Source organism: Phycisphaerales bacterium (genome assembly GCA_035627955.1).
Classification (GTDB): domain Bacteria; phylum Planctomycetota; class Phycisphaerae; order Phycisphaerales; family UBA1924; genus JAEYTB01.
Map to the genome: position 1 here is coordinate 1 of DASPKU010000016.1, position 17494 is coordinate 17494.

The following is a 17494-nucleotide window of genomic DNA, read 5'->3' on the forward strand; positions in this document are numbered from 1 at the left end:
ATCGTACGCAGCAGCTTGCGATCGACCTCGTCGAAGCCCTGGTCGTCGACCTCGAGCAGCTTCAAGCCGGCACGCGCGACATCGGCCGTGATGTGTCCGTCCGCCCGGACCTGCGCGTAATCACGAACGCGCCGCAGCAGCCGGTTGGCGATCCGCGGCGTGCCGCGTGAGCGCTCCGCAATGGTCTCCAGCGCGCTGCGGTCCGCGCCCGGCACGTTCAGCAGCCGGGACGAGCGCTCGAGAATCGCCAGCAGGTCCGCCCGCGTGTAGTACTGCAGGTGGTGGATCAGCCCGAAGCGGGATCGCAGCGGCGAGCTCAGCATGCCCGCCCGCGTCGTCGCCCCGATCAACGTGAACGGCTTGCACCGCACCTGCACCGTCCGCGCCGCCATGCCGCTGTCGAGCGTCACGTCGATCCGGAAGTCCTCCATCGCCGGGTAGATGAACTCCTCAACCGCGACCGGCAGCCGGTGGATCTCGTCGATGAACAGGATGTCGGCGTGCTGCAGGCGCGTGAGCGCCGCGACCAAGTCTGTGCCCCGTGCAAGGGCCGGCCCGCTCGTAACCGCGATCTTGACGCCCATCTCCTGCGCCAGCACGTGCGCGAGGGTGGTCTTGCCCAGCCCTGGCGGGCCGTGCAGCAGCACGTGCTCCAGCGGCTCCTTGCGGGCCTTGACCGCCTGGATCGCGATCGACACGCGGTCGATGAGTTCGCTCTGGCCCACGTACTCGCTGAGCGCGGTGGGGCGCAGCGCCCAGTTCACCTGCTCATCCTGCGGCGCGGCCTGCGAAGACAGAAGTCGGTCAGTTGCCAACGGAGCCCCTTTACCGCTTGCCCTTCTCCACCGGCAGGTTCTTGCTCTTCCACAACTGCATCAGCTTCTCCGGCGTGACCGGCTCCCACACGGCGCCGTCGGGCATCTCGGTCCGCAGCAGCTGGCCCTTGCCGTTGTAGTAGCTCACCAGTGCAGGCTTCTTGTCGCTCAGCTTGGTGGTGAGCTTCCACAGGCCGGGTCTTTCGGCCGGCTGCTCCAGCGTCTCGCGACGGTAGCACACGGTGGACTCATCCGAGAGGTAGCTGTAGAAGCCGTAGTCCATGGCCGCGCCGCTCTTGAGCAGAATGAGCGGCAGCAGCACTGATTCCACGCGGCTCACATACCCGTCCGCGACGAACACCGGGCGGATCTCCCGCGGCGCCATGCCCGTGCCCTCGACCTGCACCACCATGCCGTTGCCGGCGCGGGCGCCGCGCTCGGTCATGGTGTTGACCTGCGTGCCCTTGCGGATGGCGTTCTGCACCGTCCACGACTCGTCGCCCATGTCAGAGCTGACGAAGTACGAGGCGGTGGTGTCGATGATCACCGCCTTGTCGAGCATCCGCGACTCGATCTGCACAGTGAAGCCGTCCTGGTTCCCGCCGATCTGCCCCGCGGCCCGGGGGCCGACCTTGGCTGTGATGCGGCGGTAGCCGATCTCGGTCGCATCGGCATCAGCCCCGCTGGGTGAAGGCTTGTAGCAGCGTTCCCAGCGTTCGGGGTAGGCCGCGATGACTTCCTTCAGCTTCTGCGGCGCGGCGTCCCCGAGCACCTTCTGCCCGGCCGCGATTGCCGCGGCTCGGGTCAGCATGAGCTTGGCCGGATCCTCAAAGGTCGCCGAGGCGACCGTCGCCTCGTAGATCGACCGTGCCTTGTCGTAAGCGGCCGGTGTGGTGACCAGCTCGAACACAACGAACTGGTTGGTCCCCGGCTTGAAGATGGTCAACCCGCGGATGATCTCGGGCGAATCGACGGTCGCGCCCGGTACCGAGAAGTACACCCGCTCGGAATCCATCCCGCCAATGCGGATGGTCTTCCGCTGTTCCAGCAGCTTGCCCTTGAGCCCCGCCAGCTCCAGGTTGTTGGGGTTGCCCTCCTTTGGCACGAATACCTCGCCCCCCGCATTCCGGAAGTGCTCGGTCACGATCTGGTCGCACACCTCGGCCGCGGTCGTGTCCGAGTTGACGACCCGCGGCGTCTGGATGTTCACGATCCAGGTGCTGTTGGAGGTGGTGGGGGTGATCTGGACCGAGCTCTTGCCCCCGGCGGTACTGGCCTGGGCCAGTGTGTCGATGGGCAGGAACATGCTCAGGCCGACACTCTCGAGCTTCCAGGCGTCGGTCGCAAGCTCAACCGGGGACGGGTTGTACGTGCGGCTGGGCAGGGAGGGCTGGGCTGCCGGCTGGCCCGCCGGCTGCCCCGAAGGCGCAGGAACTGCCGGAGGCCGCTGCGGCTGCCGCTGGGGAGAGGTCTGGGCCGCCGCGGCGCCCGCCGCGAGGGCCAGGGCGCAGGCGGTAACGAGCTTCCAGCGGGAGTGGGGGGCGAATCTGGGCATGGCTTCTCCGGTACGGACCAATGTAGAGAGTTGGATCGGCCGAAACACGGACCGGCTTGTAGGAATGCTGTTCGGGGTGCCGTCGGGGGTAGGTTGATCACCCCAATGGGCGTGGAAAGCCGCTGTGGGCGGCCGTTGGAGAGCCAACGTTCAGAAACTGCGAACCCTGCGCAGTTGACACGACGGGGGCTGGGTCTATTCTTCCCTCCCGCTTCTCCGGGAGGAGCGGGTTTTTCGCGCCGTACTTTGGCAAGTAGCACGGGCAGCAGGTTCGGGGACATCCCCCAGGTGGTTTACGAATGACTGGCGGCAAGATTCGAATCCGGATGGAAGCGTACGACCACCTGGCCCTCGATGCCTCGGCGAAGGAAATCGTCGAGCACGCCAAGCGCACCAACGCGAAGGTCGCGGGTCCCATCCCGCTGCCCACCCGCATCGAGCGCTACACCGTCCTCCGCTCCCCGTTCATCGATAAGAAGTCCCGCGAGCAGTTCGAGATCCGCACTCACAAGCGGATCATCGACATCATCGAGCCCAACGCCCGCACCGTCGAGGCGCTCAACCGGCTCGTGGTCCCCGCGGGTGTGTTCGTGAAGATCAAGGCCTGAGTTTGAAGCCCCTGGAGCACTGAGCCCCGGGGGTTTTCGTTGGTAGGAAGTCGAGGACGCCATGGGCTTGTCTCTGCTGGGTAAGAAAATCGGTATGACCCGCGTCTACAACGACGCCGGCGTCAGCGTGCCTGTGACGGTGATCGAGTGCGGTCCCTGCGTGGTGACCCAGCTCCGCACCGCCGAGAAGGACGGCTACTCCGCCGTGCAGATCGGCTACGGCGAGGTCAAGGCGCGCAACAGCACGATGCCGCTCATCGCGCACGACGTGAAGGCGGGCACCACCCCCAAGCGTCACCACCGCGAGTTCCGCGTTGACGAGAAGGGCGCCGGCAGCTTCACGCTCGGCCAGACCCTCACCGTCAAGGAGCTCGAGGGCACGATGTTCGTCGACGTCATCGGCCGCAGCAAGGGCAAGGGCTTCGCCGGCGTGATGAAGCGCTGGCACTTCAAGGGCATGTTCGCCAGCCACGGCACCGAGCGTAAGCACCGGTCCCCCGGCTCGATCGGCTCGCTCTGCTCCAACCGCGGTTTCGGCGGCGGCCTCAAGAAGGGCAAGAAGATGGCCGGGCACATGGGTGACGAGCGCGTCACCACCCGCAGCCTGGACATCGTCCGCATGGACCCCGAGAAGAACCTGCTGCTGGTCAAGGGCCCGGTCCCCGGCGGCAAGAACGGTCTCGTTGAGGTCCGCCCCGCGGTTCGCCTGTACAAGAGCAAGGCGCGGCGCGTGGCAGGGAAGAAGTAAGCAGTTTGGTCGCCCCGGCGAGGGCGGCTGCCTAGTATCTCAACCCCCAACCCAGCAATGGGGCTCAAAGGTGAGTGGGGGATATCAGGAGTTTCGGACAGTTGCAGTCGCCGGCCGCTTGAAAGAGTGATCGGCGAGCCCGGGAGGTCCCGAAGGGGAAACCGCCGGGCAGCGACAAACGGTTTGAAGACAGCCGAGTCGATTCCGATCCACCCCGCACGCATGGTGCGTGTACCCGAAGAACTCCTCTTCGGGACTGGAGGCTGAGACGGATAGGCGGCAGACGACGCGAAGGCGTGGGCAGCATGGCCCGCCCGGAACGTCAGGCGTCAGACGAGGTGGAAGACACGATGAATGTCCCCGTCTACAACATGCAGGGCAAAGAAGTTGCCCAGTTCTCCATCGACGAGAAGTCCCTTGGCGGCGAGATCAACGCTTCGCTGATCAAGCAGGCGTACGTCCGCTACCACGCGAACCTCCGCCAGGGCTCCGCCCGCACCAAGAACCGCACCGAGGTCGAGGGCTCGACCCGCAAGATCTACAAGCAGAAGGGCACCGGCAACGCCCGTCACGGCGACCGCAAGGCCAACCTCTTCAAGGGCGGTGGCCACGGCCACTCCAAGAAGCGGACCCGCGAGGACTACCGCCTCGACATGCCCAAGAAGATGCGGCGCAAGGCCAACCGCAACGCGCTGCTCTCCAAGCTGATGGACAACGAGGTCCGCATCGTCGACGGCATCTCCTTCAAGGAGCCCAAGACGAAGGCTTTCCAGCAGTTCCTGGAGGCCGTGAAGGTCGACCGCTCCGCCCTGGTCGCCCTGCCCATGGACGACGCCGCCTCCGAGAGTGCCCGCAAGAGCGGCCGCAACATGGAGGACGTGAGCCTGGTCCGCGTCGATCAGCTCAACTGCTTCAACATGCTCAACCACCGGTACCTGGTCATCAGCAAGGCCGACCTCGAGGCCTGGCTGAAGGGCCCCGTTTCCCAGACCGGTAAGGACGCCAAGATCAACCCGCTCGGCCGCACGGCCAAGGTGGAGGTGGCCTGATGCCCGCCAACGTTGACCCCATCTACGTCATCAAGAAGCCGCTGCTCTCCGAGAAGAGCACCTACGCGATGAACGAGTACAAGCTCTACGCGTTCGAGGTGGACCCCCGCGCCACCAAGGACGAGATCAAGAACGCCATCGAGCAGATCTACAAGGTCCGCGTCGAGGCCGTGAACACGCAGGTGCGCAAGCACCGCTCCCGCATGCTGAAGTACGGCATGCAGCAGCCGGCCAACACGAAGAAGGCCACCGTCCGCCTGCACCCCGAGGACTCCATCGAGCTCTTCTGAGCTGACGCCCGACTGAGCGAAGCCAGTTCGAAGAGAAGGACCCAGCCATGCCCATCCGTGTTTACAAGAAGACCTCCGCCGGGCGCCGCAACGCCTCGGTGAACGAGCACGCGGAAGTCACCAAGAACTTCCCGGAGAAGTCGCTGCTGGCCCCCCTGCCCAAGACCGGCGGGCGCAACCACAGCGGCAAGATCACCTCCCGCGGCATCGGCGGCGGCGTCAAGAAGATGTACCGCATGATCGACTTCAAGCGTCGCGACCGCGACGGCATCGAAGGCAAGGTCATCGGCATCGAGTACGACCCCAACCGCTCCTGCCACATCGCCCTGATCGAGTACACCGACGGCGTCCGCCGCTACATCCCCTCGCCCGAGGGCCTCAAGGACGGCCAGACCATCCTGACCTCCAGCACCGAGGCGATCGAGCCGGCCATCGGCAACTCCATGGCCCTCCGCTTCGTGCCCACCGGCCTGGACGTGCACTGCGTCGAGCTCGAGAAGGGTCGCGGCGCCAAGATCTGCCGCTCCGCGGGCACCTACTGCAAGATGAGCAACAAGGAGGGTGACTACGCGACCCTCACCTTCCCCAGCGGCGAAGTCCGCCGGGTCCCGCTCGACTGCCGCTGCACCATCGGCAAGGTTGGGAACCCCGACCACCGCCTCCGCAAGCTCGGCAAGGCCGGCCTCTCCCGCCTGATGGGCATCCGCCCGATCACCCGCGGCGTCGCCAAGAGCCACCACGCCCACCCGCTGGGCGGCGGCTCGGGCCGCAGCAAGGGCAACCGTCCGCTCGCCGGCCCCACCGGCGTGCACGCCAAGGGCGGCAACACGCGTAACCGCAAGAAGCACTCCACCAAGCTGATCATCCGCCGCCGCGTCAGCAAGCGCTACGGCCAGAAGAAGTAATCCAGGGACACGCACATGGGACGCAGCCTCAAGAAAGGTCCGTTCGTCGATGAGAAGCTCTACCGCAAGGTGGAGAAGCTCAATGCCAGCCGCCGTCGCGAGCCCATCAAGACCTGGGCCCGCCGCAGCACGATCGTTCCCGAGTTCATCGGGCACACGTTCAAGGTGCACAACGGCAAGGCGTTCCTCGACGTGTTCGTGACCGAGGACATGGTCGGGCACAAGCTCGGCGAGTTCAGCATCTCCCGCACCTTCCGCGGGCACACGAACAAGAAGGAAGGCATCGAGGGCGCCGCCGCCGCGAAGTCCTAAAGCACGTCGTTCAACCCGCCGGCCCGCTGGGGCCGGCAGACGAGGGCCTACCCGTGAGGATTCAAGGAAAGAAGCTCAAGCAGCGTGCCCAGCAGGCCGGGATCACTCCCGAGCAGCTGGCGCAGGCGATCGCCGACGAGAACCTGAAGGTCGACCGGGCCCTCAGCGCGGTCAACAACTGGATGGTCGGCCGCGATCACCCGCGCTGCAAGGCGCCGATGATCAGCAAGATGGCCGGCGTCCTGGGCTGCGAAGCCAAGGACATCGCCGCCTTCACCAGCAAGGTCAACGGCCACCGCGGCAGCCCCCGCAAGGCGGGCCTCATCGCCGGCCTGATCCGCGGCAAGGACGTCATCGCCGCCCAGGACCTGCTGAACTTCAACACCAAGAAGGCCGCGGTGAACTTCAAGAAGGCCCTGAACGCGGCTATCACCGACGCCGAGCAGGCCGGCGCCGACACGACTCAGCTCTTCGTGAGCGAGAGCCGCGTCGACAACGGCCCGGTCATCAAGCGGTTCCAGCCCAAGGACCGCGGTCGTGCCCACCAGATTCTGAAGCCGTTGGCTCACATCACCATCAGCGTTGAAGAGCGCTCCGCGAAGGCGGGGGCGAGGTAAGCATGGGACAGAAGACGCATCCATTCGGTCTGCGGCTCGGGATCACCGAGGCTCACAAGAGCCGCTGGTACGCCCCCAAGGCTCTCTACGGCGAGCTCCTCGTCGAGGACGAGAAGATCCGCAAGTGGCTCGACAAGCGCCTCAACCGCAGGCCCCCAAACGCCGCGGTGAGCGACATCCACATCGAGCGCACGCGTGAAGAGCTCAAGGTCATCATCAAGACGGCCCGCCCGGGCCTGGTGATCGGCCCCAAGGGCGCCGAGGTCGAGCGCATGACCGAGGAGCTCCAGTACATGACGGGCCGCAAGGTCGCGATCTCGATCATCGAGATCAAGAACGCGGACCTCGACCCCAACCTCATCGGTGAGGCGGTCGCGGAGCAGCTCGTGAAGCGGGCCAGCTTCCGTCGCGTCGTCAAGATGAAGTGCGAGGCCGCGATGACGGCCGGCGCCAAGGGCGTCAAGGTCCAGATCAGCGGCCGCCTGGGCGGGGCTGAGATGAGCCGCGTGCTCGCCGTGCGTCTGGGCTCGCTGCCCCTCTCCACGCTGCAGGCGCGGGTGGAGTACGGGTTCGCCGAGGCGCGGACCACCTACGGCGTGATCGGCGTGAAGGTGTGGGTCTACAAGGGCATGTACACGACCGAGGCCGACGAGAACACCTCGAACGCCGCCGGCGGTCGCGCCCGGGCCCGTGGTCGCAAGTAAAAAAGTTTCGACTGATTCGGGGCGGCCGCTAGCCCCGTGGAGTGTGTCCGATGGCGTTGATGCCGAAGAGAGTCAAGTACCGCAAGGAAATGCGGCGGGTCCGCCCCCGCAAGGCCACCAAGGGCAACTACGTGGCCTTCGGTGACTACGGCCTGCAGGCCCTCGAGGGCGCGTGGGTCCCCGGCAACGTGCTCGAGGCCGGTCGTATCGCCGCGATGCACTTCGTCAAGCGCGAGGGCAAGCTGTTCATCCGCGTCTTCCCGGACAAGCCCATCTCCAAGAAGCCCCTCGAGACCCGAATGGGTACGGGCAAGGCCGATGTGGACTACTGGGCGGCCCGCGTGAAGCCCGGCACCATGCTGTTCGAGATGGCCGGCGTGCCCGAGCAGACGGCCAAGCTCGCCCTCCTCCGCGTGGCGATGAAGATGCCCGTCAAGTGCCGGTTCGTCGGCCGCCGCGTCCGCGTGTAAAGCAAACCGCGCCGCGGGCCTCCCCGGCGATCAAGTCCGATCGGAGTTGGATCATGAAGGCAGCAGAAGCACACAAGATGAACGACGAGGAGATCAAGCAGGAGCTCGCGAAGCTCCGCAACGACCTCTACGACCTGCGCAGCCAGGCCGTGACCGAGAAGGTCGAGGACACCTCCAAGTTCGGCAAGATGCGCAAGGACATCGCCCGCCTGCTCACCGAGCAGCGCTCCCGGGCGCTCAAGGCAACCAAGGCGTAAGACGACCCAGGCGTAAGAGGAATCACGATGGCAGCCACCAAGACCAGCACCAAGTCGTCCGCCGCGGCCAAGAAGGCCGAGAAGCCGGCCGCGACCACCGAGAGCAAGACCGGTACCCAGATCGGGGTCGTGGAGAGCGACGTCCGCCAGAAGACCCGCAAGGTCGTGGTGAACTACCTCGACAAGCACCCCAAGTACGGCAAGTACATCCGCAAGCGGACCGTGCTGCACGTGCACGATGAGAACAACGAGAGCCGCAACGGTGACCTGGTCGAGGTCGCGCCCTGCCGGCCCCTGAGCAAGACCAAGAGCTGGAAGCTCGTGCGGATCGTCGAGAACCGGGCCGAGCAGGCCGCGGCCATCAAGAGCGTCAAGGAAGTGCAGTAACACGCGACGATCGCGTGAGGAACGAGACTGAGCCATGCTGCAACAGGAAACACGGTGTGAGGTCGCGGACAACAGCGGGGCGAAGATCGCCTACGTGATCCGCGTGTACGGCGGCTCGACCGCGACCGGCAAGTTCACCCGCCGCACCGCGGGCGTTGGCGACCGCGTGTTCGTGTCGATCAAGAAGGCCCTGCCCGGCGCCGACGTGAAGCCCGGCGACAAGAGCAAGGCCGTGGTCGTCCGCACCACCAAGGCCACGCGTCGCGCCGACGGCTCCTACGTGAAGTTCGACAGCAACGCTGTCGTGCTGATCCAGGACGACGGCAACCCCAAGGGCACCCGCATCTTCGGGCCGGTGGCCCGCGAGCTGCGCGACCGCAACTACATGAAGATCGTGTCCCTGGCCTCCGAAGTGATCTAACCGCACCTGATCAGCCTCAACCAGAGCTGGAAGAAGGATTCAGACATGCCCCGCCACGTCCGCAAAGGCGACACAGTGATGGTGACCAGCGGCTCCTACAAGGGCCAGGTCGGCGAGATCATCCGCGTCATCACCAAGACCGATCAGGTGCTGGTCAAGGGTGTCAACACCCAGACCAAGCACATCAAGCCCACCCGCATCGCGCCCCAGGGCGGCATCATCACCAAGGAGATGCCGATCCACATCAGCAAGGTGAGCCCCGTCGTTGACGGCAAGGCCGTCCGCGTCGGCTTCCGCACCGAGTCCGACGGCTCCAAGGTCCGCGTGGCCCGCCACGCCGGCAAGGAGCTCAAGGTCCTCGGCACCATCAAGGCCGCCGCCGGCGGCGCGGCCCCGGCGAAGAAGGCCTCCAAGGCCAGCAAGAAGAAGTAAGACTTTCCCCGAGCGACCCCTCGAGTAAGTGAGCAGACCCATGTCGAAGGAAGAAGCAAAGAAGCAGGCCGGTGAGGCCAAGCAGCACGCCCCCAAGGAGGGCGCGAAGAAGGGCGCTCCCGCCGGCAAGAAGCCCTCGGGCGGCGGCTCGGGCAAGAAGCACGTCTCCGAGGCCGTCGAGGCCGAGGCGGCGGCGGGCCCCAAGACGCCCCCGCGCCTCAAGACGCTCTACCAGGACCAGGTCCGCAAGGCTGTCACCGAGAAGTTCGGCATCGACAACCCGATGGCGATGCCCAAGCTCGAGAAGATCGTGCTGAACGTCAACATGGGCCGCCACCTCGAGGGCAGCAAGCTCCCCCCGCACGTCAAGGGCCAGGTGCTCGAGACCCTCGTCAAGGTCACCGGCCAGAAGCCCGTGGTGGTGAAGGCCAAGAAGAGCGTGTCGAACTTCAAGCTCCGCGAGGGCTTCGAGAGCTCGGCCGTCGTCACCATCCGCCGCGAGCGCATGTGGCACTTCCTCGACCGCCTCATCAACCTCGCCACGCCCCGTATCAAGGACTTCCGCGGCCTGCCCGACAAGGCGTTCGACCGCCAGGGCAACTACGCGATGGGCCTCACCGAGCAGGGCGTGTTCCCCGAGATCAACATGGCCGAGGCCCAGTTCACCCACGGCATGAACATCAACTTCTGCTTCTCCAACAGCACACCCGAGCGCAGCAAGTTCGTGCTCGAGCAGCTGGGGATGCCCTTCCGTAAGCCCGACCAGAAGTAACCACAGGATTCAAACGGCACGCACGCCGGAGCACCAGACATGACGACCAAGGCACAGATGGCCAAGAGCCGCCGGACCCCGAAGTTCAGCACCCGCACCGTGCGGCGTTGCCAGCTCACCGGGCGCGCCCGCGGCGTGTACCGCAAGTTCCGCATCAGCCGCATCATGCTCCGCAAGCTCGCCCTTGAGGGCAAGATCCCCGGCATGCGGAAGGCCAGCTGGTAATCACCGGCAACGCGTCAACGTACCGACTCAACGTCTCACGACCCAGGACTTAGGACTCAATCATGGCGATCGGCGACCCAATCGCAGACATGCTCACCCGGATCCGCAACGCGGCCCGCAACCGCTCCAAGACGGTGGCCTGCATCAACAGCAAGGTCTGCCGCGGGATCGCGGACGTGCTCCGCGACGAGGGCTACATCGACGGCTACGACGTGATCGAAGACGGCCGCCAGGGCCAGATCCGCGTCCGCCTCAAGTACGGCCCCGCCGGCGAGACCGTGCTGCACAAGCTGCACCGCGAGAGCAAGCCCGGCCGGCGCGTTTACACCAAGGTCGAGGACCTGCCCCGTCCCCTCCAGGGCCTGGGCATCGCCATCGTCTCCACGAGCAAGGGCGTGCTCAGCGACCGCAAGGCCCGCACCGAGCGCGTCGGCGGCGAGCTGCTCTGCACGATCGAGTAACACGAAGTTTCACCGCGGAAGCCCCGCCACCGGCGGGCGAGCCGCACGCGACAGGAGTTTGCAATGTCCCGTATCGGTAAGAAAGCAGTCCCCGTTCCCGCCGGCGTCAAGGTCGCGGTGAAGGACCAGGCCGTGCACGTCGAGGGCCCCAAGGGCAAGCTCACGCTTGCGACGCGCCCCGAGGTGAAGGTCAGCTTCAACGAGAGCGACAAGGCCGTGAGCGTCGCCCTTGCCGAGGGGTTTACCCCCGAAAACAAAGAAGCTAACGCGTACTGGGGCTCCACCCGCGCCCACATCCGCAACATGGTCGAGGGCGTGACCAAGGGCTACGAGAAGAACCTCGAGGTGGTGGGCGTGGGCTGGCAGGCGACGATGGCGGGCAAGCAGGTCAAGCTGGTCGTCGGCTACGCCAACCCGATCATGGTCGACATCCCCCAGGGCGTGACGGTCGCGATCGACAAGCAGTTCGTGAAGATCACCGGCCCCGACAAGGGCGTCGTCGGCCACTTCGCCGCGTCCATGCGGGCCGTCCGCAAGCCCGAGCCCTACAACGGCAAGGGCATCAAGTACACCGACGAGGTCGTGAAGCGCAAGCAGGGCAAGCAGTTCGGCGCCTAATCGCCGCCTGATCAGAAAGAGCAGAGCCATGAACAAGAACGTTGGAAAGCAGGTCAGGCGCTCCCGCCGTCGCATCGGCATCCGCAAGCGCATCAGCGGCACGCCCGAGCGTCCCCGTCTCTCGATCTACAAGTCCCTGAACCACATCTACGCCCAGGTCATCGACGACCTCTCCGGCAAGACCCTGGCCGCCGCGTCCACCATGGACAAGGCGATCAAGGCCGACAAGACCGGCAACTCCGCCGCCGCCGCGGCAGTGGGGGACGCCATCGCCAAGGCCGCCAAGGCCGCTGGCGTGACCTCGGTGGTGTTCGACCGTGGCGGCTTCAAGTACCACGGGCGCGTCAAGGCCCTGGGTGATGCCGCCCGCAAGGGAGGTCTGCAGTTCTAAGTGCCAAGCACGGCCACCGGCCGTGACCGAAGTCGAAGCGAAAGAGACCCATGAACGACAACTTCTCCGAATCCAGCCAGATCGAGTCCGCCAATATCGGCGTTGACCGCACGTCCGCGACCGTGAAGGGCGGCCGCCGCTTCAGCTTCGGCGCCCTCGTCGTCGTCGGCGACCGTCGCGGCCGCGTCGGCTTCGGCTACGGCAAGTCCAACGAAGTCCCCTCGGCCATCGAGAAGGCCGAGAAGTACGCCCGCAAGGCGATGGTCAACGTGCCGCTCGTCGGCACCACCATCCCTCATCAGGTCGAGGGCACCTTCTCCGCCTCCAAGGTCCGCCTCGTCCCCGCCGCCCCCGGCACGGGCGTGGTCGCCGGCGGCACGGTCCGCACCATCCTCGAGAAGGCTGGCATCACCGACTGCCTCACCAAGTGCTACGGCAGCACCAACAAGCGCAACATCGTCAAGGCCGTGTTCGAGGGTCTCGCCCAGCTCCGCCAGCCGACGCAGGTCGCCGACCTCCGCCGCCAGCAGCTCGAGACCACCGAGATCGAGGCCAAGATCGAGAAGGGCAAGCGCTTCATGCCCTCCGCCCCCAAGCGCGAGAAGGCCAAGGGCCCCGTCAACACCGTCGATGACGGCCGCAAGGGCGGTCGTGGTCGCGGCGGCCCCCGCGGCGGTCGCGGCGGCGGCGGCGGTCGTGGTCGCGACGGCGGCCCCGAGGGCGGTTCCGCCGGCGCACCCCAGGGTGGCGGCGAGGCACAGGGCGGCGCTGCCGCTCCCACTGCCGGCTGAGTTCAGTAAACGACACACGCGGGCCGGCCTCCCGGACCGATGCAGATAGCGATAGAGACTGGAGTACACGGTCATGATGATCCACGACATCACCGCCCTCGCCGGCGCTTACAAGAACCGCAAGCGGGTCGGCCGCGGCGAAGGCTCCGGCCACGGCAAGCAGTCGGGCCGCGGCAATAAGGGCGCGGGCTCTCGCTCGGGCAACGCCGCAAAGAAGGCGTTCGAAGGCGGCCAGATGCCCTACTTCCGCCGCTTGCCCAAGTTCGGCTTCACCAACGCCCCGTTCAAGGTCAAGTTCTGGACGGTGAACATCGGCGACATCGTGGCCCACCCCAGCTTCGCCAAGGGGGGCACGGTGAACTCCGAGTCGCTCATCAAGGCCGGCCTGGTCCGCGACGAGAGCCGCGACCTCAAGATCCTCGGCAGCCTGGGCAAGGAGAAGGGGCTCAAGGCCAAGCTGACGGTCGAGGCCAACCGCGTCTCCGCGTCCGCCAAGAAGATGATCACCGATGCCGGCGGCTCCGTGAAGGAGACCGGCACCCGTCGCGACCGCACCCGCGGCATCGACCTCACCAGCGAGGACCGCACCCCCAAGAACCTCACCAAGAAGCTCAAGCGCGGCAGCGGCAGCAAGGCCAAGAAGGCCGTGGCCGCCGACGAGGGCGAGGGCGAGAAGAAGGCCTGAGCAGGGGGATCAACTGATCCACGAGACGGCACGGGCAACCGTGCCGTTTTCTTTGGGTTTGTGAGAGCCCCTGATCCGAACTCTTCCCGCCTACGCTTCTCGCCCGGCGCTGGGTTGCGACCGGTTGTTTCCACGTCGTGAAAGGTCCGAAGTGCTCAGCACGCTCATCAACGTCTTCAAGATCGAAGAACTGCGGAACAAGATCCTGTTCACGCTCGGCATGCTCATCGTCTTCCGCCTGGGCCACTGGATCCCGCTCCCGGGCGTCAACCAGGACAAGCTCCAGGAGCTGTTCGACCAGGCCTCCAAGGGCAGCGGTTCGGGCATCGAGGCGATCGCCACGTACGTGACAATGTTCTCCGGCGGCAGCCTCTCCCAATCCACCATCTTCGGCCTGGGCATCATGCCGTACATCACCGCCGGCATCATCTTCCAGCTGCTCGCGTCCTTCCTGCCGCAGCTCAAGGCCATCCAGGAAGAGGGCCCCACCGGCCGCCAGAAGATCATGGAGTACACGCGCTACGCCACCGTGGCGTTGTGCGTCGTTCAGGGCTTCGGCTGGCTCGCGTACCTCAACCAGAACGACCTGATCACGCCTTACTGGGTGCAGAACCCGCTCTGGTGGGTGATGGCCGTGACCGCCCTCACGGCCGGCACCACGTTCCTCATGTGGCTGGGCGAGCAGATCGACAAGCACGGCATCGGCAACGGCGCCTCCATGATCATCATGGCCGGCATCCTGGCCTCCATCCCGCAGGCCCTTGGCCTGGTCCGCGCCAACTTCGAACCGGGCACGCCCGGCAAGATGGGCTGGATGGGTCTCATCCTCCTCGCCGCCGGCTTCGTCGGCGTCACCATGGCCGCGGTGCTCATGCAGGTGGCCCAGCGACGAATCCCGGTGCAGCAGGCCAAGCACACCCGCGGCCGCAAGGTGTACGGCGGCCAGAAGTCCTACCTGCCGATGCGCATCAACCACGGCGGCGTGATGCCCATCATCTTCGCCAGCTCGCTGATGATCTTCCCCACGGTGGTCTTCGCCCAGCTGAAGGAGATGGCCAACCAGAACAGCTGGACCGGCTTCGGCGGCGACACGCTCCGCTTCCTCTCCGACAACTTCCAGCACAACGCCTTCCTCTACCTCCTGCTCTACGTGGCGATGATCTACTTCTTCAGCTACTTCTGGATCACCGTCCAGTTCAATCCCGAGGAAATGAGCAAGCAGCTCAAGGAGCACGGCTCGTTCATCCCCGGCCTGCGCCCCGGCCCGCGCACCGCGGAGTACCTGGAGACGGTCGTCACCCGCGTGACGTTCGTCGGCGCCGCGTTCCTCGCGCTCATCGCCGTTCTGCCCACGGTGGTGAACTCGTCGATGAACGTGGACATGACGGTGACGCAGTTCCTGGGCGGCACGGGCCTGCTCATCGTGGTGTCGGTGTGCATGGACTTCCTCCAGCGCGTCGAGGCCAATCTGATGATGCGCAACTACTCGGGTTTCCTGAGCGGCGACGAGGGCGCGGGCAGCAGCCCGCGTCTGGGCGGCACTTCGCCCCGCTGAGATGGCATGCCCTGGCAGTTCACAACGCCCGGCGAGCTCGAGCAAGTCCGAGCCGCCGGGCGTCTTGCTTGGGACGTATTGCAGCGCGTGGCCGAGCGCGTGCGGCCCGGTGTGACGACGCTCGAACTCTCCGAGCTTGCTGAGTCGCTGATCGTGGATGCCGGCGCGACCCCAACGACAAAGGGCTTCCGCTTCGAGGGCGACCACGGGCCACCCTTCCCTCACGCGGCCAGCATCTGCGTGAACGACGAGGTCATGTTCGGCATCCCAGACGGCCGCGTTCTGCGACAAGGCGACGTCGTCACCATCGACCTGACACTCCGCACTACGCTCGGCTGGCACGCGGACGTTGCAACGAGTGTGGCCGTCGCTGGCGGCGAGCGGGCGCAATACATCGCAGCGGGCGCACAGGCCGCGCTCGACGCGGTGCTCGCGCACGCCAAGCCTGGCGCCTGGTGGCAGGATGTCATGGGTCACGCCGCGGAAGCAGTGGGGCTGCTGGGCCTCTACCTCCTGCCCGGCACCTGCGGGCACGGCATCGGGCGTGCCATTCACGAGGACCCCTGGCTCTCATACCCGAAGGGACGCAATGTGCGGCTCGCCCCGGGCATGGTGCTGTGCCTCGAACCCGTGGTGCTCGAACAGCCCGCGGAGGTCCTCACCAATGCTCAAGGCGTCGCGACCGCAATGGGTGGCGTCTGGTCCGCGTTCGAGGAACGGATGGTGGCGATCACGCCCGCCGGGAGCGAGCTGCTTTCCCGGTCCGGCTAGAGAACCCCCCAAATTGGCGCGCACCCGGGGTGGAAGTCGGCTACCCTTGGGCAGCCCCCGAAGGGGCGTTTTCATTGGGGATGTGAGGAGCAAGCAGACGCGTATGGGCAAACAGGACGACAAGTTCACATTCGAGGCCGTGGTGACGGAAGCTTTGCCCAACGCGATGTTCAAGGTGCGTCTGCCCAACGAGCAGAAGTCCGAGGTGCTCGCCTACGTGAGCGGGAAGATGCGGATGAACTACATCCGCATCCTGCCCGGTGACCGGGTCACGGTAGAGATTTCCCCCTACGACCTGTCCAAGGCCCGGATCACCTTCCGCCATTGAGCGCCTCCCATTGAGCCCCAAGCGAGCCCCGAGCGTCAGCGAGGGGGCTTCCATCGGGGCACCCTCTCGCTTACGCTCGGGGCTCGTTCAGCACTTTTCTCGTGACTCCCGCGGGGGCTCTGCCTAACATCCCCTCCCCGCCAAACCGGGCTGGTTGTGGCGTGGTTTTCCAAGAGGTGACCTGTGAAGGTGAAGGCCAGCGTCAAGAGAATGTGCAACGCCTGCCAGATCGTCCGCCGCAAGGGCAAGGTGCGGGTGATCTGCAAGTCCGACCCCAAGCACAAGCAGGTCCAGGGCTAAGCGAACCCCGAGAGCACTGACCCCTGGCCACCCAGGGCTGCGAGAGGATCCCATGCCACGTATCGCCGGTATCGACGTCCCTGACCGCAAGAAGATCTACTTCGCCCTCCAGTACATCCACGGGATCGGGGCGAAGTTCGCCGCGCAGATCCTCGCCGAGGCGGGCGTGAACCCCGACCAGCGGTCCAACGAGGTCGACGAGCAGAAGCTCGCCCAGATCAACGCCATCATCGACGCCAACTACATCGTCGAGGGCGCCCTCCGCCGCCAGGTTCAGCAGAACATCCAGCGCCTCAAGGACATCAAGTCCTACCGCGGCGACCGCCACCGCAAGGGCCTCCCGGTCCGCGGCCAGCGCACCCAGTCCAATGCCCGCACCCGCAAGGGCAAGAAGAAGACCGTCGCCGGCAAGAAGGGCGTCAAGGCCAAGTAATGACTTTCCGGGTGGCACGACCCGTCTTCGGGTCGTGCTCTCCATCATCACCACGGGTACGACCCTCCACGGGTCGGACGATCCGAGGAGTTTCGAATGTCCAAGAAGGGCAAAGTCCGCAAGAACGTCGTCCGCGGCATCGCGCACATCCGCGCGACCCAGAACAATACCATCGTCACCATCACCGACACCAACGGCGAGACCCTCGCGTGGGATTCGGCCGGCACCATCGGCTTCAAGGGCGCTCGTAAGAGCACGCCCTTCGCCGCGACCCGCGCCGCCGAGACCTGCGGCGGCAAGGTCCGCAAGATGGGCATGAGCGAGGTGGAGATCCGCATCAAGGGCGCCGGCGCCGGGCGCGAGTCGGCCGTCAACGGCCTGACCGCCAGCGGCCTCCGCGTGACCGCCGTCGAGGACCACACCCCGGTCCCGCACAACGGCTGCCGCCCCAAGAAGCGCCGCCGCGTGTGATCATTCGGGAACGTGCCACCACCTTTCGGCCCTGCGAAAGGTGGTGCGGTGCGTCACCGATCAAAGAACTCATTGTCCCCTCCAGGAAAGAAGGCCCCGCGTGCTCGGCAACGCGGCGTGCCG

27 protein-coding genes and 1 pseudogene are annotated in these 17494 nt (G+C 66.1%); 26 read left to right on the plus strand and 2 right to left on the minus strand.

Annotated elements, in window-relative coordinates:
- Together ruvB and VD997_13990 are read right to left on the minus strand one after the other, a co-directional pair.
- The coding region (gene ruvB / locus VD997_13985) for a Holliday junction branch migration DNA helicase RuvB (GenBank protein HYE63101.1) at positions 1–815 on the minus strand (815 nt) is incomplete at its 3' end.
- Between the two features lie 10 nt (positions 816–825).
- Entirely contained in the window at positions 826–2370 is a 1545-nt protein-coding gene (locus VD997_13990; GenBank protein HYE63102.1) for a hypothetical protein, read from the minus strand.
- 299 nt (positions 2371–2669) lie between these two features.
- Between VD997_13990 and rpsJ the strand changes: the two genes are divergently transcribed.
- From rpsJ to rpsK, 26 genes and pseudogenes are all read left to right on the plus strand, one after another.
- On the plus strand, positions 2670–2978 hold the full coding sequence (rpsJ, locus tag VD997_13995) for a 30S ribosomal protein S10 (protein HYE63103.1): 309 nt from the start codon (positions 2670–2672) through the stop codon (positions 2976–2978).
- A 61-nt stretch (positions 2979–3039) separates the two neighbouring features.
- Entirely contained in the window at positions 3040–3726 is a 687-nt protein-coding gene (gene rplC, locus VD997_14000) for a 50S ribosomal protein L3 (GenBank protein HYE63104.1), read from the plus strand.
- 350 nt (positions 3727–4076) lie between these two features.
- Positions 4077–4775, plus strand: a complete 699-nt coding sequence (rplD, locus tag VD997_14005; GenBank protein HYE63105.1) for a 50S ribosomal protein L4 — start codon at positions 4077–4079, stop codon at positions 4773–4775.
- A complete protein-coding gene (gene rplW, locus VD997_14010; GenBank protein ID HYE63106.1) occupies positions 4775–5065 on the plus strand; it encodes a 50S ribosomal protein L23 in 291 nt (96 codons plus the stop codon). Before rplD ends, rplW begins: the two co-directional genes overlap by 1 nt.
- Before the next feature lie 47 nt (positions 5066–5112).
- Positions 5113–5970 carry a 50S ribosomal protein L2 gene (gene rplB, locus VD997_14015; protein HYE63107.1) on the plus strand — a complete coding sequence of 286 codons (858 nt, stop codon included), beginning with the start codon at positions 5113–5115 and terminating at the stop codon, positions 5968–5970.
- Positions 5971–5985: 15 nt separating this feature from the next.
- Positions 5986–6282: a 30S ribosomal protein S19 gene (gene rpsS / locus VD997_14020; GenBank protein ID HYE63108.1), complete on the plus strand. Its 297-nt coding sequence runs from the start codon at positions 5986–5988 to the stop codon at positions 6280–6282.
- A gap of 53 nt (positions 6283–6335) precedes the next feature.
- Positions 6336–6899: a 50S ribosomal protein L22 gene (gene rplV / locus VD997_14025; protein HYE63109.1), complete on the plus strand. Its 564-nt coding sequence runs from the start codon at positions 6336–6338 to the stop codon at positions 6897–6899.
- 2 nt (positions 6900–6901) lie between these two features.
- Entirely contained in the window at positions 6902–7603 is a 702-nt protein-coding gene (gene rpsC, locus VD997_14030; protein ID HYE63110.1) for a 30S ribosomal protein S3, read from the plus strand.
- A 50-nt stretch (positions 7604–7653) separates the two neighbouring features.
- Positions 7654–8073 (plus strand): 50S ribosomal protein L16, encoded by a 420-nt coding sequence (gene rplP / locus VD997_14035; GenBank protein ID HYE63111.1) that lies wholly within the window; start codon positions 7654–7656, stop codon positions 8071–8073.
- A gap of 53 nt (positions 8074–8126) precedes the next feature.
- Positions 8127–8330: a 50S ribosomal protein L29 gene (rpmC, locus tag VD997_14040; GenBank protein ID HYE63112.1), complete on the plus strand. Its 204-nt coding sequence runs from the start codon at positions 8127–8129 to the stop codon at positions 8328–8330.
- Positions 8331–8450: 120 nt separating this feature from the next.
- Positions 8451–8717 carry a 30S ribosomal protein S17 gene (gene rpsQ / locus VD997_14045; GenBank protein HYE63113.1) on the plus strand — a complete coding sequence of 89 codons (267 nt, stop codon included), beginning with the start codon at positions 8451–8453 and terminating at the stop codon, positions 8715–8717.
- A gap of 34 nt (positions 8718–8751) precedes the next feature.
- Positions 8752–9138 carry a 50S ribosomal protein L14 gene (gene rplN / locus VD997_14050; GenBank protein HYE63114.1) on the plus strand — a complete coding sequence of 129 codons (387 nt, stop codon included), beginning with the start codon at positions 8752–8754 and terminating at the stop codon, positions 9136–9138.
- Between the two features lie 45 nt (positions 9139–9183).
- A complete protein-coding gene (gene rplX / locus VD997_14055; GenBank protein HYE63115.1) occupies positions 9184–9570 on the plus strand; it encodes a 50S ribosomal protein L24 in 387 nt (128 codons plus the stop codon).
- 40 nt (positions 9571–9610) lie between these two features.
- Entirely contained in the window at positions 9611–10342 is a 732-nt protein-coding gene (gene rplE / locus VD997_14060) for a 50S ribosomal protein L5 (protein HYE63116.1), read from the plus strand.
- Positions 10343–10381: 39 nt separating this feature from the next.
- Positions 10382–10567 (plus strand): type Z 30S ribosomal protein S14, encoded by a 186-nt coding sequence (locus VD997_14065; GenBank protein ID HYE63117.1) that lies wholly within the window; start codon positions 10382–10384, stop codon positions 10565–10567.
- Between the two features lie 62 nt (positions 10568–10629).
- Complete coding sequence (gene rpsH, locus VD997_14070) at positions 10630–11028, plus strand: 30S ribosomal protein S8 (GenBank protein HYE63118.1); 399 nt, start codon at positions 10630–10632, stop codon at positions 11026–11028.
- 63 nt (positions 11029–11091) lie between these two features.
- A complete protein-coding gene (gene rplF, locus VD997_14075; GenBank protein ID HYE63119.1) occupies positions 11092–11646 on the plus strand; it encodes a 50S ribosomal protein L6 in 555 nt (184 codons plus the stop codon).
- Positions 11647–11674: 28 nt separating this feature from the next.
- Entirely contained in the window at positions 11675–12037 is a 363-nt protein-coding gene (gene rplR / locus VD997_14080; GenBank protein HYE63120.1) for a 50S ribosomal protein L18, read from the plus strand.
- A gap of 50 nt (positions 12038–12087) precedes the next feature.
- Positions 12088–12573, plus strand: a pseudogene (rpsE, locus tag VD997_14085) (30S ribosomal protein S5).
- 328 nt (positions 12574–12901) lie between these two features.
- The gene (rplO, locus tag VD997_14090; protein ID HYE63121.1) at positions 12902–13513 is read left to right on the plus strand and encodes a 50S ribosomal protein L15; all 612 of its coding nucleotides are present in this window, start codon (positions 12902–12904) and stop codon (positions 13511–13513) included.
- Between the two features lie 151 nt (positions 13514–13664).
- On the plus strand, positions 13665–15068 hold the full coding sequence (gene secY, locus VD997_14095) for a preprotein translocase subunit SecY (GenBank protein HYE63122.1): 1404 nt from the start codon (positions 13665–13667) through the stop codon (positions 15066–15068).
- Positions 15069–15074: 6 nt separating this feature from the next.
- Positions 15075–15839 (plus strand): M24 family metallopeptidase, encoded by a 765-nt coding sequence (locus tag VD997_14100; GenBank protein ID HYE63123.1) that lies wholly within the window; start codon positions 15075–15077, stop codon positions 15837–15839.
- A gap of 103 nt (positions 15840–15942) precedes the next feature.
- Positions 15943–16167 (plus strand): translation initiation factor IF-1, encoded by a 225-nt coding sequence (gene infA, locus VD997_14105; GenBank protein HYE63124.1) that lies wholly within the window; start codon positions 15943–15945, stop codon positions 16165–16167.
- A 183-nt stretch (positions 16168–16350) separates the two neighbouring features.
- A complete protein-coding gene (gene rpmJ, locus VD997_14110) occupies positions 16351–16467 on the plus strand; it encodes a 50S ribosomal protein L36 (protein ID HYE63125.1) in 117 nt (38 codons plus the stop codon).
- Positions 16468–16519: 52 nt separating this feature from the next.
- Positions 16520–16900: a 30S ribosomal protein S13 gene (gene rpsM, locus VD997_14115; GenBank protein HYE63126.1), complete on the plus strand. Its 381-nt coding sequence runs from the start codon at positions 16520–16522 to the stop codon at positions 16898–16900.
- Positions 16901–16996: 96 nt separating this feature from the next.
- The gene (rpsK, locus tag VD997_14120) at positions 16997–17371 is read left to right on the plus strand and encodes a 30S ribosomal protein S11 (protein ID HYE63127.1); all 375 of its coding nucleotides are present in this window, start codon (positions 16997–16999) and stop codon (positions 17369–17371) included.
- The last annotated feature ends 123 nt before the right edge of the window (positions 17372–17494 follow it).

Excerpts from the sequence above, each read along its gene's own strand:
- VD997_13990 (HYE63102.1), bottom strand. The coding sequence starts at position 2,370 with ATGCCCAGATTCGCCCCCCACTCCCGCTGGAAGCTCGTTACCGCCTGC.
- rpsJ (HYE63103.1), top strand. The coding sequence starts at position 2,670 with ATGACTGGCGGCAAGATTCGAATCCGGATGGAAGCGTACGACCACCTG.
- rplC (HYE63104.1), top strand. The coding sequence starts at position 3,040 with ATGGGCTTGTCTCTGCTGGGTAAGAAAATCGGTATGACCCGCGTCTAC.
- rplD (HYE63105.1), top strand. The coding sequence starts at position 4,077 with ATGAATGTCCCCGTCTACAACATGCAGGGCAAAGAAGTTGCCCAGTTC.
- rplW (HYE63106.1), top strand. The coding sequence starts at position 4,775 with ATGCCCGCCAACGTTGACCCCATCTACGTCATCAAGAAGCCGCTGCTC.
- rplB (HYE63107.1), top strand. The coding sequence starts at position 5,113 with ATGCCCATCCGTGTTTACAAGAAGACCTCCGCCGGGCGCCGCAACGCC.
- rpsS (HYE63108.1), top strand. The coding sequence starts at position 5,986 with ATGGGACGCAGCCTCAAGAAAGGTCCGTTCGTCGATGAGAAGCTCTAC.
- rpsC (HYE63110.1), top strand. The coding sequence starts at position 6,902 with ATGGGACAGAAGACGCATCCATTCGGTCTGCGGCTCGGGATCACCGAG.
- rplP (HYE63111.1), top strand. The coding sequence starts at position 7,654 with ATGGCGTTGATGCCGAAGAGAGTCAAGTACCGCAAGGAAATGCGGCGG.
- rpmC (HYE63112.1), top strand. The coding sequence starts at position 8,127 with ATGAAGGCAGCAGAAGCACACAAGATGAACGACGAGGAGATCAAGCAG.
- rplN (HYE63114.1), top strand. The coding sequence starts at position 8,752 with ATGCTGCAACAGGAAACACGGTGTGAGGTCGCGGACAACAGCGGGGCG.
- rplX (HYE63115.1), top strand. The coding sequence starts at position 9,184 with ATGCCCCGCCACGTCCGCAAAGGCGACACAGTGATGGTGACCAGCGGC.
- rplE (HYE63116.1), top strand. The coding sequence starts at position 9,611 with ATGTCGAAGGAAGAAGCAAAGAAGCAGGCCGGTGAGGCCAAGCAGCAC.
- VD997_14065 (HYE63117.1), top strand. The coding sequence starts at position 10,382 with ATGACGACCAAGGCACAGATGGCCAAGAGCCGCCGGACCCCGAAGTTC.
- rpsH (HYE63118.1), top strand. The coding sequence starts at position 10,630 with ATGGCGATCGGCGACCCAATCGCAGACATGCTCACCCGGATCCGCAAC.
- rplF (HYE63119.1), top strand. The coding sequence starts at position 11,092 with ATGTCCCGTATCGGTAAGAAAGCAGTCCCCGTTCCCGCCGGCGTCAAG.
- rplR (HYE63120.1), top strand. The coding sequence starts at position 11,675 with ATGAACAAGAACGTTGGAAAGCAGGTCAGGCGCTCCCGCCGTCGCATC.
- rplO (HYE63121.1), top strand. The coding sequence starts at position 12,902 with ATGATGATCCACGACATCACCGCCCTCGCCGGCGCTTACAAGAACCGC.
- VD997_14100 (HYE63123.1), top strand. The coding sequence starts at position 15,075 with ATGCCCTGGCAGTTCACAACGCCCGGCGAGCTCGAGCAAGTCCGAGCC.
- infA (HYE63124.1), top strand. The coding sequence starts at position 15,943 with ATGGGCAAACAGGACGACAAGTTCACATTCGAGGCCGTGGTGACGGAA.
- rpsM (HYE63126.1), top strand. The coding sequence starts at position 16,520 with ATGCCACGTATCGCCGGTATCGACGTCCCTGACCGCAAGAAGATCTAC.
- rpsK (HYE63127.1), top strand. The coding sequence starts at position 16,997 with ATGTCCAAGAAGGGCAAAGTCCGCAAGAACGTCGTCCGCGGCATCGCG.